This window comes from Paenibacillus sp. cl141a, from assembly GCF_900109305.1.
In the GTDB taxonomy this organism is placed as follows: domain Bacteria; phylum Bacillota; class Bacilli; order Paenibacillales; family Paenibacillaceae; genus Paenibacillus_AQ; species Paenibacillus_AQ lautus_A.
In genome coordinates, this window is the sequence record NZ_FNZO01000009.1 from 177,538 (window position 1) to 192,670 (window position 15,133).

Here is a 15,133-nt window from a genome sequence, read left to right on the forward strand (position 1 = left end):
AAGCTATCTCGCTATTGTAACACAGGCCAGGCGAATGCCGACAGAACCAGTTACCGCAGACGGTATGCGGCTTCGCTCCAGCGGAGCTCGTTCTTGAAGCGCGGTATCGTTGTATCCTTGTCGATAATGACAGCTTCAATGCCGGTCATCTCCGCCCAATCGCTTAAGTGTTCGGCTGTCATGGCATAAGAGAGAACGGTATGGTGCGCGCCGCCGGCCAAAATCCACGCTTCCGCAGATTCGCGAAGGGATGGCTGCGGCTTCCACAGCACGCGGGCCACCGGCAGCTTCGGCATCGGCTGCTCCACCTTGACGCCGTCCACCACATTCACCAGCAGTCTGAAGCGGTGCCCGAGATCAATCAGGGAAGCATTGACGGCAGGGCCGTCTTGGCCGTTAAACACGAGCCGCGCCGGATCTCCCTTGCCTCCAATCCCGAGCGGATGAACCTCAAGCGTGGGTTTATCCAGCGCGATGGTCGGGCATACCTCCAGCATGTGCGATCCGAGAATCATATGATTACCCGGCTCGAAATGATAGGTGTAGTCCTCCATGAAGGATGTGCTTTTATTGTCTGCAAGCACCTTCAACACGCGTGTCAGGGCCGCTGTTTTCCAATCGCCTTCCCCGCCGAAACCGTAACCGGACTCCATCAAGCGCTGCACGGCGAGCCCCGGGAGCTGTTTCATTCCGTGCAGATCCTCGAAGGTCGTCGTGAATGCGCCGAAGCCGCCTTCCTCGAGGAAACGGCGAAGCGCAATCTCGATCCGGGCTTGGTACGCAATCGAATCGCGCACGGGACCGTCGCTAAGCCCTTCCTTGGTAAGCGAATACGACTCCGCGTATTCGTTCAGGAGCGCCTTGACCTCCTCATCGCCGACTTCGTTCATGGACTGCACAAGGTCGCCGATGCCGTAACCGTTCACGGACCAGCCAAGCTTGATTTGCGCCTCCACTTTGTCCCCTTCGGTTACCGCTACCTGACGCATATTGTCGCCGAAGCGGGCCACCTTCAGCCTGCGGCTTTCGGCATAGGCCGCGGCAGTCCGCATCCAGCCGGCAATGCTGCCGCGAACCTCCCCGTCTTCCCAGTGGCCCACGACGACCTTGCGGGCGATGCCCAGACGGGCACCGATATGGCCATACTCGCGGTCGCCGTGCGCGGACTGGTTCAGGTTCATAAAGTCCATATCAATCGTTTCCCAAGGAATATCCCGGTTGAATTGGGTATGGAAATGAAGAAGCGGCTTCTGCAACTGGGATAGGCCCGCGATCCACATTTTGGCCGGGGAGAACGTGTGCATCCACGTCATGATGCCTGCGCAGGACTCATCGTTGTTTGCCTCAAGAATCAGATTGTATATTTCATCGGGTGTCGTTACGATCGGCTTGAATACAATGGGATACGTAAATACAGGATCTTTGTCAAACTCCGTTGCCACGATGCGGGAATGCTCGGCGACCTGCTCCAGCGTTTCGGGACCATACAAGTGCTGGCTTCCGGTGACAAACCAAAAAGAATGCGGTTTCAAATTCATGATTATAACGCCTCCTGTACGAATGATTGCTCACTAACTTGTACATACCTTTACATACAAATAAATGTTTAATAAAATATGTACGTACAAGTTAAATCACTCACATTCTACCCCCGCATCTCCAAAATAGCAAGATCAAAATTTTAAAAAAAGGGCTGCCTCTTATAGGTAACAACGAACCCTTAGAGACAACCTCTATCATTCAAATCTCAGTGACGCTATACCTCCAACTGCGAACCAACTCTCATGAAAACTCTTTAGACCGTCAAATAATGCTCGAACTGCTCCATATCGATGGCATCCTGCACCCCTTCGGCTACGATCGTCCCTTTATCCATGACATAGATATAATCGGCCACGCTTCGGACGAATTCGATGCTCTGCTCCACCAGAATGACCGACGTTTCTCCTTTGGCTTTGATCCCGCGGATGACGTCTTGAATTTCTTCCACGATGGACGGCTGGATTCCTTCGGTCGGCTCGTCGAGCAGCAGCACCTTGGGCCGGGAGGCAAGCGCCCTCGCGAAAGCAAGCTGCTGCTGCTGTCCTCCGCTTAGATCACCGCCTTGGCGGTGATACATTTGCGGAAGTACCGGAAAAAGGGCTAACACATCCTCCGGGAATGCCTTTGTACGAGGCACGCATGGCTCAAGACCGAGCAGGAGATTCTCTTTTACAGTGAGTTGGGGGAAAATCTCGCGCCCTTGCGGGACATACCCGATCCCGCCTCTTGCTCTCTTTACGGAATCCCAGCCGGTAACCTCCTGCTCGCCAAGGCTCATCCGCCCCTGCCGGATTTTCAATTGCCCGGTTAACGTTCGCATCAGCGTGGTTTTCCCGACTCCGTTGCGCCCGACCAGGCATACGATCTTTGCGGGGTCCACGACCATGGACACGCCGCGCAGGACGGCGCTCTCCCCATAACCCGATTCAATGCCCTGCAGCTTGAGCATTCGCCACCCTCCTTTTTCCAAGGTAAACCTCGGCCACCAGCGGATCGCGCTGAATCTCCTGCATGGATCCTTCCTTCAGCAGTTTCCCTTCATGCATGACGGTAACCTTGGCGGCAAAGGAACGTACAAACTCCATATCGTGCTCGACCACAACGACGGAGCAGTCTTTAGCAATGCTTTGAAGGAGCTCGCCGGTCTTCATCGTTTCCTCGTCCGTCATTCCCGCTACCGGTTCATCCAGCAGCAGAAGCCGCGGCTTCTGAAGCAGCAGCATGCCGATCTCCAGCCACTGCTTCTCTCCATGCGACAGGGAACCTGCCCGTACATGAAGCCGATCGGGAAGTCCGATCAATTCCAGCACCTTCTTCATCTCGAACGTGGTGCATCGATTCCTCCTGACCTTCAGCGCCCGGAGCACGCTTCGGTCCGAATCGACGGTCAGCTCCAGGTTTTCCTTGACGCTCAGGTTGGGGAATATCGACGGTGCCTGGAATTTCCGGCCCACGCCGAGACCCGCGATTTCATAGTCCCGCTTCCTCGTAATCTCAAGACCGTCGCCGAGCAGCACCCGCCCCGCCCCAGGCTTAGTCTTTCCGCAGATCACATCCAGCATCGTGGTCTTCCCTGCCCCGTTCGGGCCGATCAGAAAATGCAGTTCATGCTGGCGAAGCGCCAGATTCATGCCGTTTACCGCTATGAACCCGCCAAAGGCCACCGTTATATTTTCCGCGGACAGCACGGTGGGCGACATGCCGATGCCCCTGACCTCCCCATGTGCGGCTAGCGAAACATCAGCTCTCTTTGCGTACGGCTGCATGGACAGTCCCTCCTCTTTTGGATAATGACGAAGCCGCCTTGCTCCACAACCCGGTCAATCCTTTCGGCATCAAGACCACAACGATGACAAACAAAGCGCCCAATACCAGCAGCCACCCTTCGGGATAAGCTTCGCTGATCCCGGTCTTGGCCGCGTTCAGCAGCACGGCGCCGATTATGGCGCCGATCAGCGTTCCCCTGCCGCCAAGCGCGACCCAGAGCACCATTTCAATAGACGGGACGATGCCCATCATGGATGGGGAAATAATGCCCACCTGAAGGACAAACAGCATGCCTGCTAGCCCGGCCAGGCCCCCCGATACGGCAAACGCAAAGGTTTTGTAGCGGGAAGGATCAAATCCCAGAAACCGTACCCGGTTCTCCCCATCCCTCGACGCTTCCAGCACCTGGCCCACGCGGCTGTTCACAATTCTTCTGCATAGAATATAGGCCCCTGCCAAAGCGGCCAGCGTAATAAAATACAATCCTATTTTCGTGGAGGGCGCATTCAGGTTAAATCCCAAAATGGAGCTGTACCCCGTAATCCCGTTCGTGCCCCCCGTCCACTCCTGCTTGCCGACAAACAGCGTAACCACGATCATGACCAGGGCTTGCGTCAGAATCGTAAAATACACGCCGACGATCCGGTTGCGGAACGTAAAGAATCCGAGTATCAACGCTAGCAGGGCCGGCAGCAGCATCCCGAGTATCAAGGCCGCCGGGAACGATCGGAAAGGCTCCCAGAACCAGGGCAGGGACGCCGCACCGCTCCATCCCATAAAATCAGGCAAGGCTGAGCCGCTGGCGTCCAGCTTCAGATACATGGCCATGGCATAAGCGCCCAGCCCGAAGAACACACCATGTCCAAGGCTCAGAATGCCGCCGTATCCCCAGATCAGGTCAAGCCCGACCGCCAGGATCGCCAAAGCCAAAAATTTCGTTAGCAATCCAAGGCGAAATGGCGTCGTGAACAAGGGGGCCAAACACATCAGGAGCAGCACCGCGCTCCATAGAATCCGTTTCGATCGGCCGCCGGGGTTTCCTGTCAACCATTTCAGCACCATGCATTCCCCTCCTCTCTAATCCAAACTGCGCGTTCTCAGCGCGACGAGCCCGCGAGGCTTCCACTGCAGGAAAGCCACGATGCAGGCGAACACCAGCACTTTGCCGATGGAAGCCGAAGTATAGGTCTCAAACAGCGTGTTGAACACGCCGATGCCCAGCGCTCCGGCAACCGTGCCGACCAGCTTTCCGACGCCGCCCAGCACCACCACCATGAAAGCATCGACGATATAGTAGGTTCCGATCGATGGTCCGATCGGGCCGAGCAGCGTCAATGCGCAGCCGGCAATACCGGCGATGCCGGAGCCGATCGCAAACGTCAGTCCGTCCACGCGCCGGGTCGAAATGCCGAGACAACCGGCCATGCTTCGGTTTTGCATCACCGCCCGCATTCTACGGCCTTGAACCGTTCTGTAAATATAGAGATACATCGCCGTCAACACGACGGCCACGAGCAATACAATGAACAGCCGCTTGTAAGGAAGGATGATGCTTGAGGTGATCGCAAGCCCGCCGTTCAGCCAGGAAGGGCTGGTTACGGCCACGTTCGGTGCGCCGAAGATGAACCTTGCGATCTGCTGCAGCATCATCCCGACGCCCCATGTGGCGAGCAGACTATCCAGCGGCCTGCCGTACAGATGGCGGATGAGCACCATTTCAAGCAGCCAGCCGACCGCCGCGGCAACCATGAAAGATACCAGCAATGCGGCGATGAAATAGGTATCGAACCAGGATTTCGGCATATAGGCGGAGAACAAGCCTTGGGTAACATACGTGGAATAAGCGCCGATCATAATCAGCTCGCCATGGGCCATATTAATGACATTCATTAAGCCGAACGTTACCGCCAAGCCGAGTGCGATCAATAATAATATCGAGCTGACGCTCAGTCCGTTAAACACCTGCAGGATCGTCATATCCATCCGGGGTGAACCTCCTTTCACGAAAGGCCCGCAGGCCTTTCATGCATAAGATGAAGTTTTATTCGCCGCTCAAACCTTTTGCCCAATCGTATGTTTTCAGATAGGGGTCCGGTTTGACGGGTTCGCCCGAGTTCCAGAGCTCCTTGAACTGTCCGTCAGCCTGCACCTCGCCGATGCGCACCGTTTTATGAATATGCTGATTGTCGCCATCGATGGTCACTTTGCCTTCGGGGGCGGCGAACTCAATGCCTTTGGCCGCTTCCTTCACCTTATCCACGTCCGTGGTTCCCGCCTTCTCTACCGCCGCCTTCCACAAGTACACCGCGGTATAACCAGCCTCGATCGGGTCGGCGGTGACCCGGTCAGCGCCGTATTTCGCTTTGTATTTATCAACAAAAGCTTTGTTTTCCGAAGTATCCGTGGACTGATAGTAGTTCCAGGCTGCCAGATGGCCCTCTAAGATATCGGCGCCGATGCCGCGGATTTCCTCCTCCGCTACGCTTACGGACAGCGTGGTCATATCCTTGGAGGTTATGCCCGCATCCTTCAGCTGCTTGAAGAAGGCTACATTACTATCGCCGTTCAGCGTGTTATAGACGATATCGGGTTTCGCCTCTTTGATCTTGGCTATAATCGTGCTGAAATCGGTGTGGCCCAAGGGCGTGTATTCCTCTCCCGCCAGCTCGCCTCCCTCGGCCGTCAGCTGGGCCTTAATGATCTTGTTGGCCGTTCTTGGGAACACATAATCGGAGCCGAGCAGGAACATTTTTTTGCCGCGGTTCTCAAGCAGCCAGGACACCGAAGGCACGATTTGCTGATTGGTTGTTGCGCCCGTATAGAAAATGTTAGGGGAGGATTCCAGCCCTTCATATTGAACCGGATAGAATAAAAGACCGTGGTTTTGTTCGAAAACAGGGAGCATGGCTTTCCGGCTGGCGGAGGTCCAGCCTCCGAACACGGCGGCAACCTTATCCTGCTGCAGCAATTTGCCCGCCTTCTCCGCGAAGGTCGGCCAATCCGAGGCACCGTCCTCGATCACGGGTTCGATTTGCTTGCCGAGCACGCCGCCCGCCGCATTGATTTCTTCGATCGCAAGCATTTCGGCATCCTTAACGGACACCTCGCTGATCGCCATCGTTCCGCTGAGCGAGTGAAGAATGCCGACCTTGATCGAATCGCCTGCGGCTTCTACCGGCGGGCTCCCGTTATCTGCTCCGGCGGTTGGAGCGGTGTCCTTTTCCGTCACGCAGCCTGACATTAAAATGGCGCATAATACAAACGAGGCCCATCCTTTAACGATTACGCTTTGTTTTTTCATTGGCTCCCCACTCCCTTTTTCCGTTTCCGAACATTCCGTCTACAACCTCTCTACTCTGTTCGTTATTCCACATTATAGTTGCCTTATATTTCCTGTGTCAATAATTCTTACATAATTTTATTTCATTTTTTCATTTTTAGTAAAATTGTCGTATATATCACCTCTTTTATGTTATTTAACATTACATTTAAATTAGGTTTACATCATAATTAAATGAATACCCTTCTCAATATGTTATTTTTATTAACAAAAAACAGCCCCTTGATTTTTCAAGAGGCTGCCATCGTTCAATATTTATTGGATCATGTTCCTGTTCGAAATCGTAATCGGCACTCGGTCCGGATAATCCGTAATGATACCGTCCACGTTAATTTGAAGCACGTAAGGTATTTGCAGCATATCCCGAATGGTCCACACCATCGTTTTCATCCCCGATTGATGGATCTTTTGAACCAGTCCCTTGGAGACGAGCCTCATCGATATACTTACGTATTCCGCGTACGCCTTCATCTTATCCAGTCGCTGCTTGGATAAGTCGCCCGCACTGGTGATAACTACGCCAAGCGGGATATCGGGCATCAGCTGGCGGAACCGAACCAGCGAATCCGTATCGGCAGACTGTATGATAATCTGGTCCTTGTACCTTTGTCCATCAGCCCCCAAGGCGGCATATCTTTTCAGATCGCCTGCAACCTTTTGCTCGATGCCCGGGTACCGGGAGGGCGATTTCAATTCGATCAGCAATCCGATCCGGCCCCCGAAATGTTCAAGCACCTCCCCCAAAGTCGGAATGACTTCTCCTTTGAACGAAGAATCGTACCACGAACCCGCATCCAACCGCCGCAGCTCCTCCAAGGTTAGACCGCCCACTTCTCCTTGCCCGTCGGTGGTTCGCTCAACCGTGGAATCATGGATCACCACGACCTCTCCATCCTTGCTCAGCTGAACATCCAGCTCCAGCATATCCGCTCCCAGGTCAAACGCTTGGGCAAACGAAGCCATCGTATTTTCAGGCGCATAACCCGACGCCCCCCGATGGGCGATATTGACCCAGGACCCGTCGCGTTCATCCCCGGACCTGATCCAGGCCTCCCGTTCCCTGGCATGATGAAATGGATAATAAGGCACGTCGGCTGCCGTTTGGGAACCGGTTACTGCCAGCAGAGCAGCAAAGATAACCATCATTCGTTTCATAGGGGCTTCCCATCTCCTAGTCCTGCTTTGATCGCTTTATAACTTCTTAACTAGAGGAGCCTTGTTCGTCCGCTAATCCTTTATCATAGCTAATTCTTCCCTTTCCTCCCCCTTTTCAGTCGTAAAAATGGAGGAAAACGGCTTTTCAAGACTCAACAATTCGTTCATTTTAGATTTTGGCTATTGTAATATGAACGTAAATGGAGTAATTTGTACTTATATGAACGTTATGTATGGTTTATAAAATGACTCTTAAGGAGATGACATGCAATGGAAAGACGTTATGCCTCACATCCGAATGAAGTGAAACAATTTGACACGGAACGGCTTCGCAAGGAATTCCATATTCCCGTCCTGTTTACGCCCGACCAGCTGGAGCTTGTCCTGACGCATGAAGACCGTTTGATTATCGGGGGTGCCGCACCCGTACGGGAGCAGGTCAAGTTGGATACCGACCTTAAAGAGCTGGGCGTTTCCTCTTTCCTTGAGCGCCGTGAGCTTGGCATCATCAATATCGGCGGACACGGTACCGTCCTGGTTGACGGGACGGAGCATGAACTGAACAACAAAGAATGCCTGTATGTTGGCATGGGGACCGAAGAGGTCATTTTCCAAAGCACCGATCCGGCCAATCCGGCCAAATTCTATTTAAATTCGGCGCCGGCCCACCAATCGTTCCCGACAGCCAAAGCCACCCTTGAAGAAGCCGATTCCAGCGCTTTGGGCGACATCAAAAATTCCAATGATCGCGTGATCTATCGCTTCATTCATCAAAAAGGCATTCAGAGCGCCCAGCTTGTCATGGGCATGACCCTGTTGAAGGAAGGGAACATGTGGAACACGATGCCTGCCCATACGCATCCAAGACGCATGGAGGCTTATCTGTATTTTGACTTGCCGGAGGATGCGGTTGCCATCCATCTGATGGGTGAACCAAGCGAAACGCGCCACATCGTCATGCGCAACGAACAGGCCGTGATTTCGCCGAGCTGGTCGATCCACAGCGGAGTGGGCACAAGCAACTATACCTTTATCTGGGGCATGGCCGGGGACAACAAACGTTATGATGATATGGACCCCGTGTCCATGAAGGATTTAAAATAGAGGGGAATATCCATTAACCCACGGAAGAGATGAGAACCATATGAACCCGTTACGACGTTATGAAAAAATAATGGAGTACCTTCTAACCCATAAAGAAGTGACCGTCGCCGATTTAAGCCGGCAGCTTCAGGTAACCGGAAAAACCATACGCGAGGATTTGACCAAGCTCGAGGAGCAGGGCCTGATCGTCCGCGTGCACGGCGGTGCCGTGCTGGCGCACAGCGACCAATTCGGCATCCTGCCCTCAAAAGAACCGCTGGCCAAGCACCCGGATGAGAAGACCGAAATCGCGCAGAAGGCACTGAAGCATATCCACACGGACGATATCATTGCCCTTGACGGCGGCAGCACCACGCTGGAGATCGCCCGCAGGCTGGAGGATATGCCGTTAACGGTTATTACGAACGATGTCTATATCATCAGCGAGCTGGCGACCAAGAATCATGTCCGGCTGGTCGTTCCGGGGGGCTACCGGGTGCGGAACATGCTCGCAGGCCCGGAAGGCGTAGCGTACGTGACGCAGCTGAACATTCAAAAAGCCTTCATATCTGCTACGGGCGTCCATCTTGACCATGGGTTGTCCATCTATACCGGGGATTTGATTCCGTTCAAACGGGCATTAATCGAAACCTCCGTGGAGGTTTATGCCGTCGTCGATCATCATAAATTCGGTCAGACGGCCTTACGTACTTTTTCATCCTTGCAAGAGATCAGCGGCATCATGACCGATGGGGGACTGTCTCCCGAGACGGTAAAGCAATACGAGGGAGCCGGCGTTACGCTGCTGTAACCGCCCGCTTGAGACTCTTACCTCTGTAACGAACCGCCTAGTTTCGTACTGCATCCATTTAGGGAACATATGAGAGGGGATTAACGGAGCATGAACAGGTTTGATTTATCAGGCAAAACGGCGATCGTCACCGGCTCGGCCCGCGGACTGGGGCAAGGCATCGCCATAGCGCTGGCCGAGGCCGGCGCGGATATCGTTGCCGTGTCCATGAATACAAGCGCCGATACGATTGAAGCCATCAAGGGATTCGGCAGAAAAGCCTCCGAGATTCGGGTCGATTTAAGCGACCAAAGCAAACTTCAGCAGACCTTTGATCAAGCGCTGGAGCTGACCGGGCATGTGGACATTCTGGTAAACAATGCCGGCATTATCCGCCGGACCCCGGCCAAGGATCACGGCATGCAAGATTGGCTTGACGTGATCGACTTGAATTTGAACACCGTCTTTTTGCTGTCCCAACTGGCCGGAAGACATATGATTGAACGCGGCAGCGGCAAAATCATTAACATTTGCTCCATGCTGTCATACCAAGGCGGAATCAATGTGCCCGGTTACACGGCGAGCAAGCATGGCGTTGCCGGCTTAACCAAAGCGTTGGCCAATGAATGGGCAGCCAGCGGCATCCAGGTGAACGGCATTGCTCCCGGTTACATCGAAACCGATAACACGGCAGCCATCCGTCAGGACGAGGATCGCCGCACGTCCATTACCGACCGCATCCCGGCCGGACGCTGGGGCAAGCCCGAGGATATCGGAGGTCCTGCCGTGTTCCTCGCTTCCGCCGCTTCGGATTACATGAACGGGCATGTGTTATGCGTGGACGGCGGATGGATGGCCCGTTAACCGGCGTAACGGCGTTATCTCTGAAATTTGGCCAACCCGCATGCCGCCCATATCATCGATATGAGGCTGTGCTATCCGCTGCTACAGACGGATAAAGCGCAGCCTCTTTTTTTGGGGGCTATTTTCCGCCTAAACCCTATAAGAAGACCTAAGAACTTGCCGGCACCGACATTTTGCGAATATACGAACCATCCTTTGGGACATGCTAACTTTACGAAATGGGCCTCGAAGGACCGTGAATAAAGAAAGGATGGTTTTTGGAGTCATGCGCGGAACAAAATCGATACGTTATGTCAGTCTTGCCTGCTTGCTTTCTCTCTTGGGTTCCATTGTGCTTAGCGGCTGTACGGTGAACAGCAACGACCGGGTCCCGTCCCCGAACATGGGCGTTAATCCATACCGGGTGAACACCGGCTTCCTGCTTCGGAATGCCGTGGAACGCGGAACCCTGCGAATCGCCACGGAACGGGATTATCCCCCTTTCAGTTACCGTGGTACAGGCGGAATACTTACGGGATTCGATGTGGAAATCGCTGAAGAGGTTGCCCGCCACATGGAGCTAAAGGCCGAATTCGTTGAGACCGGGTGGGAGAATCTGCTGCCAGGACTGACGGAAGGCAAATACGACGCCGTCTTCAACCAGATCGAAGACCGGCCGGACCGGCGGGCGCTCTATGATTTTTCCGTCGCTTACTTATCCTCTACCCCCGTCCTCCTGGTTCATACCTCGGGCAAAGCTCGGATCCGTACCTTCTCGGATATCAAGGGCAAGCGCGTCGGCCTGAACCCAACCGGAATCTATAAGGATATGGCCAAGCGGTACGGAGCGGAAGTGGTCCCGATTAAATATATATCCGACGCTGCTAACAAGCTCGCAAATGGAGATCTGGATGCCGTCATTTCGGACCAGCTATCGGTGACCAACCTGAAGCAGCAGTTCCCGGAAATTCCGGTCGCTGCCGCCGATTCCGCCGATCAAGTATCCGAGATTTCCGCAGCCTTCGTCAAAGGGAATCCAGATCTCGTCGCGGCCGTGGATAATGCCCTGGCTACCATGCAGCAGGACGGAACGTATTTGACCATATGGAACAAATACTTCGGGGACGCTCCAATCAGTTACAAAGGCATTCATGACCGCAAGGTTAAATAAAGCCATTCCTGCCTTGCGCCAAAAAAAAGGCGCTTGCTCTGCTGGATACCAGCAAAGCAAGCGCCTTTATATCATGCTTATTATGATTCTTCGGTTGTGGTCTCTTCCGCATTCGCTTCCTCAGCGTCCGCTTCACTCTCGGTCTCCGCCGCCTCCACCGCGCGAGGCACGATGACCGTGGCGAGAATTTCCTCTTCCGAAGCGTGTAATGTGATACCCTCCGGCACCTTAAGATCAGCTACCGTGAGCTTGTCCCCAATCTCCAGCCCGGATACATCCGCTTCCAGGGTAGTAGGCAGATCGCCCGGCAAACCCTCTACTTCGATTTCCGTGACCTGGGTTTGCAGGATGCCCCCGGACTTCGTTCCGGCAGCAGTGCCCTGATAATCCACAGGGATGCTGACACGAACCGGCTTGTTCATGGAGATGCGCAGGAAGTCCACATGGGATACGTTGCCGCGTCTCTTCTGAATATCCTTAATCAACACCGGCACTTTGCCAGAGCCCGGAATATCTAGCTGAAACACCTCGGAACGCCCGGTGTGGAACAGCTTCGCCGTATCCTTGAAATCAACAGCTACGGGGATGCTTTCCTCGCCCGCACCGTATACAACACCGGGAAGTCCGCCGCTTTCGCGAAGCTCTCGGCGAGAAGCCCGGGTAAATTCATCACGCACATTGGCTTTGAGTTGAACTGTGTTTCCTTTTGACATGAGTGACATCCTCCTTTATCGAAAACAAAGTCTATCTCATTATTACCCTATTTACCTGCTAACTAATCATGGAATTTCGATGTTTTAAATGGCAATGCAGCGGGTAATAAAAGTGTACCCCTTTTGAAAATATGTAAATAGGAGCCCTTTCCACCATGGAAAGGGCCCCTTGTTATTTCATCCTATTCTAACTGGCGATATCCCGCTGCTCATTAGTGTCGCTGTCTTCACTTTGACCGCTTCGCAGCGCAATCCGAACCTCTTCTTCATCCGGCGGAATATCGATAAACCAATCGTTCTCGCCTTCCCGGTCCTCCCATTCATTCAGCCTGACGATACAGCCGATCCGATCGGTTCCGGAAGCCGCGTAGAATACGGCCCGTGCCCTGCCGCTGTCCGTGCGGGAGAATGGAATGCTGCCATCCTGCACGCCCGTTCCCCATACCCATACGTTCCATCCCTCGTATGCTTGGTCGCGTCTCTCATATTCGATCTCAACGGCCGTCAGCCCCTGTTTCATATGGGCCAGATCCTCATATAACACCATCAACGACAGACCTGGAATGACTGCCTTCCCTTGATCCAGCGTCTGGATCGTATCTATCCCCGCCTGACGATCATTCACCACGATGTTCCAGCGGTAAGGGGTAGGCGGCAGATCCACCGGCATTTCATGTTCATTGCCGTTAACGATGACGACGATTTGCCCCCAGCTGCCTTGTTCGGCTGCCTTCATAAGGCGGTAAGCGATGATCCGATCGCTGCTTCGCAGCACTTCCATATGGCCTTCGATCTCTTCTCTTGACGCCATCCGGAACGCCGGATGGGCTTTTCGCAGGGCGATAAGACCTCTGTAATAATCGAACACCGGTTTGAAGCGTCGCTTATTGGACCAGCGAATGGCATTGATGGCGTCCCCGCTGCGGTAGCTGTTATGATCGCCGTATTTCGTGCGTAGCAACTCATCGCCCGCATGCAGCAGCGGAATCCCCTGGGAGAGCAGCACGATGCCGTTAGCCAGCAAGCTCCGGCGCACGGACGCAGCCGACATCACATCTTCATCGGGTATGCCGGCATAGGGCGTGGACGCAGCGGTTGCCTGCCATACATCTCCTTCGTTAACCAGCTTCCCATCCGTCAACCGGAGAAGCCCTGCCTGCTCTTCCATGCCTTGTGCCACTAAAATTTTGTCCCACAGATTCAAATTGTCGTGCACGGTGACATAGTTCACCGTTTCCTCCGGGTGAAGCGCAAAATCATGGATCGAGCCCATCATTCCTTCAACGACGGCCCCTTCGTACCATGGCTCGCCCGTAGCAAACCCTCGGCCGCTCCCGTCATTATCCCCCTTGATGGCATGCCGGAAATGATCATTAAATACGGCGAAGCCTTGGCCCTTTTGGCTTCCCTTGACGGTTTGCTCCGTTAACGGGCTCATTCCCCCCGTCCATGGCTCTCCATAGAACAAGAGAGAACGGTCGACCTCTTGGCGCAGCTCGCTTACGATCTCTTTCATCGTCGTTGTGTCGATCAGAGCCATCAGATCAAACCGAAAACCATCGATATGATATTCCTCGGCCCAGTATTTTAGCGAATCCTTGATGTATTTGCGCACCATCGGCTTCTCCGTGGCCAGCTCGTTCCCTACGCCCGAACCGTTCGATAGATTCCCGTATCCGTCCTTGCGATAGAAGTACCCCGGCGCCAATCGTTCGAACGGGCCATCGTCCACCGTATACGTATGGTTATAAACCACATCCATGACGACGCGGATTCCCCTTGCATGGAGGGCTAGAACCATCTCCTTCAGCTCCCGGATGCGCACGATCGGATCCATGGGATCTGTTGCATACGAACCTTCAGGCACATTGTAATTCTGCGGATCGTAGCCCCAATTATACTCGCGGCTTAAGCGCTCGCTTGCATATCCGTCCAGCTCATTGACCGTCCGAAAATCAAATACCGGCAGCAGATGCACATGGGTTACACCCAATTCTTCAAGATGATCCAGACCAAGGGCATTTCCTTCGGAGTCTCGCAGACCGCTCTCCGTAAATGCCTTGTATTTTCCTCTATATTTCATTCCCGAATCCGTGTGGATCGAGAAATCGCGTACATGCAGCTCATAGAGCACCGAATCCGTAGGCTTTAACAGGTTGGGCCTAACATCCTGCTCCCACCCCGGCGGATTGCTCTTCGCCAGGTCGACCACCGCGCCGCGGCAGCCATTCGCGGACACAGCGATTGCATAAGGGTCAACGGCATAACCGACGCCCCCCTCCGCAGATTCGATTCGGTACATATAATAGGTTCCATGGAGATCACGGTTTACCTGAGCCGACCATACGCCGTCCTCATTCCGGACCATCGCATACAGCGTACCGCCCTCGTGATCCGTCACAAGACCTTGCTCGTTATACTCTCCCGGACCCTCATATAAAGCCAGTTTTACATTAACCGCATCCGGAGCCCATACCTGAAAGGCCGTTCCCTCTCTTCGGTAGGTCGCTCCCAGCTTAACGCTTGTGCAGCTCTTGATCATGTCCATACTCATCGTCACCGTCACTTATAGTAGATTTACTTCCTAGTATGGGCGCCTGAATCATAAGACAGACCTCTAGCACATGAATTTAGAACGCTTTCATATTTCATGGTATGCCAAAAGCCCTGAATTGGTTTGGGTTCCAAGCCAATTCACTATATATTTAGGCTATTATACTAGCAAATAT

At 53.8% G+C, this 15,133-nt stretch carries 13 protein-coding genes; 4 read left to right on the plus strand and 9 right to left on the minus strand.

Annotated elements, in window-relative coordinates; genetic code table 11:
- Positions 1-50 precede the first annotated feature (50 nt).
- The 7 genes from araA to BMX45_RS22575 all read right to left on the minus strand — a co-directional run bounded on the left by araA (position 51) and on the right by BMX45_RS22575 (position 7,804).
- Complete coding sequence (gene araA, locus BMX45_RS22545; RefSeq protein ID WP_090912009.1) at positions 51-1,538, minus strand: L-arabinose isomerase; 1,488 nt, start codon at positions 1,536-1,538, stop codon at positions 51-53.
- Between the two features lie 257 nt (positions 1,539-1,795).
- Positions 1,796-2,491: an urea ABC transporter ATP-binding subunit UrtE gene (urtE, locus tag BMX45_RS22550; protein WP_090912011.1), complete on the minus strand. Its 696-nt coding sequence runs from the start codon at positions 2,489-2,491 to the stop codon at positions 1,796-1,798.
- Entirely contained in the window at positions 2,469-3,308 is an 840-nt protein-coding gene (urtD, locus tag BMX45_RS22555; protein ID WP_090912013.1) for an urea ABC transporter ATP-binding protein UrtD, read from the minus strand. The genes urtE and urtD overlap by 23 nt, the downstream gene beginning before the upstream one ends.
- On the minus strand, positions 3,283-4,371 hold the full coding sequence (gene urtC, locus BMX45_RS22560) for an urea ABC transporter permease subunit UrtC (RefSeq protein ID WP_090912015.1): 1,089 nt from the start codon (positions 4,369-4,371) through the stop codon (positions 3,283-3,285). The genes urtD and urtC overlap by 26 nt, the downstream gene beginning before the upstream one ends.
- 15 nt (positions 4,372-4,386) lie before the next feature.
- The gene (gene urtB / locus BMX45_RS22565) at positions 4,387-5,292 is read right to left on the minus strand and encodes an urea ABC transporter permease subunit UrtB (protein WP_009590878.1); all 906 of its coding nucleotides are present in this window, start codon (positions 5,290-5,292) and stop codon (positions 4,387-4,389) included.
- A 58-nt stretch (positions 5,293-5,350) separates the two neighbouring features.
- Complete coding sequence (gene urtA / locus BMX45_RS22570) at positions 5,351-6,610, minus strand: urea ABC transporter substrate-binding protein (protein WP_090912018.1); 1,260 nt, start codon at positions 6,608-6,610, stop codon at positions 5,351-5,353.
- A gap of 294 nt (positions 6,611-6,904) precedes the next feature.
- The gene (locus BMX45_RS22575) at positions 6,905-7,804 is read right to left on the minus strand and encodes a glycerophosphodiester phosphodiesterase (protein ID WP_090912020.1); all 900 of its coding nucleotides are present in this window, start codon (positions 7,802-7,804) and stop codon (positions 6,905-6,907) included.
- Between the two features lie 270 nt (positions 7,805-8,074).
- On the opposite strand from BMX45_RS22575, the gene kduI reads away from it, so the two are divergent.
- The 4 genes from kduI to BMX45_RS22595 all read left to right on the plus strand — a co-directional run bounded on the left by kduI (position 8,075) and on the right by BMX45_RS22595 (position 11,691).
- Entirely contained in the window at positions 8,075-8,908 is an 834-nt protein-coding gene (gene kduI / locus BMX45_RS22580) for a 5-dehydro-4-deoxy-D-glucuronate isomerase (protein ID WP_090912022.1), read from the plus strand.
- 40 nt (positions 8,909-8,948) lie between these two features.
- Positions 8,949-9,698: a DeoR/GlpR family DNA-binding transcription regulator gene (locus BMX45_RS22585; protein ID WP_090912024.1), complete on the plus strand. Its 750-nt coding sequence runs from the start codon at positions 8,949-8,951 to the stop codon at positions 9,696-9,698.
- Positions 9,699-9,788: 90 nt separating this feature from the next.
- The gene (gene kduD, locus BMX45_RS22590) at positions 9,789-10,541 is read left to right on the plus strand and encodes a 2-dehydro-3-deoxy-D-gluconate 5-dehydrogenase KduD (RefSeq protein WP_090912026.1); all 753 of its coding nucleotides are present in this window, start codon (positions 9,789-9,791) and stop codon (positions 10,539-10,541) included.
- A 265-nt stretch (positions 10,542-10,806) separates the two neighbouring features.
- Complete coding sequence (locus tag BMX45_RS22595; protein WP_090912028.1) at positions 10,807-11,691, plus strand: transporter substrate-binding domain-containing protein; 885 nt, start codon at positions 10,807-10,809, stop codon at positions 11,689-11,691.
- 80 nt (positions 11,692-11,771) lie between these two features.
- Here BMX45_RS22595 and BMX45_RS22600 read toward each other — a convergent pair whose 3' ends face one another.
- Together BMX45_RS22600 and pulA are read right to left on the minus strand one after the other, a co-directional pair.
- Positions 11,772-12,404 (minus strand): 50S ribosomal protein L25, encoded by a 633-nt coding sequence (locus tag BMX45_RS22600; protein WP_090912030.1) that lies wholly within the window; start codon positions 12,402-12,404, stop codon positions 11,772-11,774.
- 187 nt (positions 12,405-12,591) lie between these two features.
- Positions 12,592-14,958 carry a type I pullulanase gene (gene pulA / locus BMX45_RS22605; RefSeq protein ID WP_254778191.1) on the minus strand — a complete coding sequence of 789 codons (2,367 nt, stop codon included), beginning with the start codon at positions 14,956-14,958 and terminating at the stop codon, positions 12,592-12,594.
- Positions 14,959-15,133: the final 175 nt, after the last annotated feature.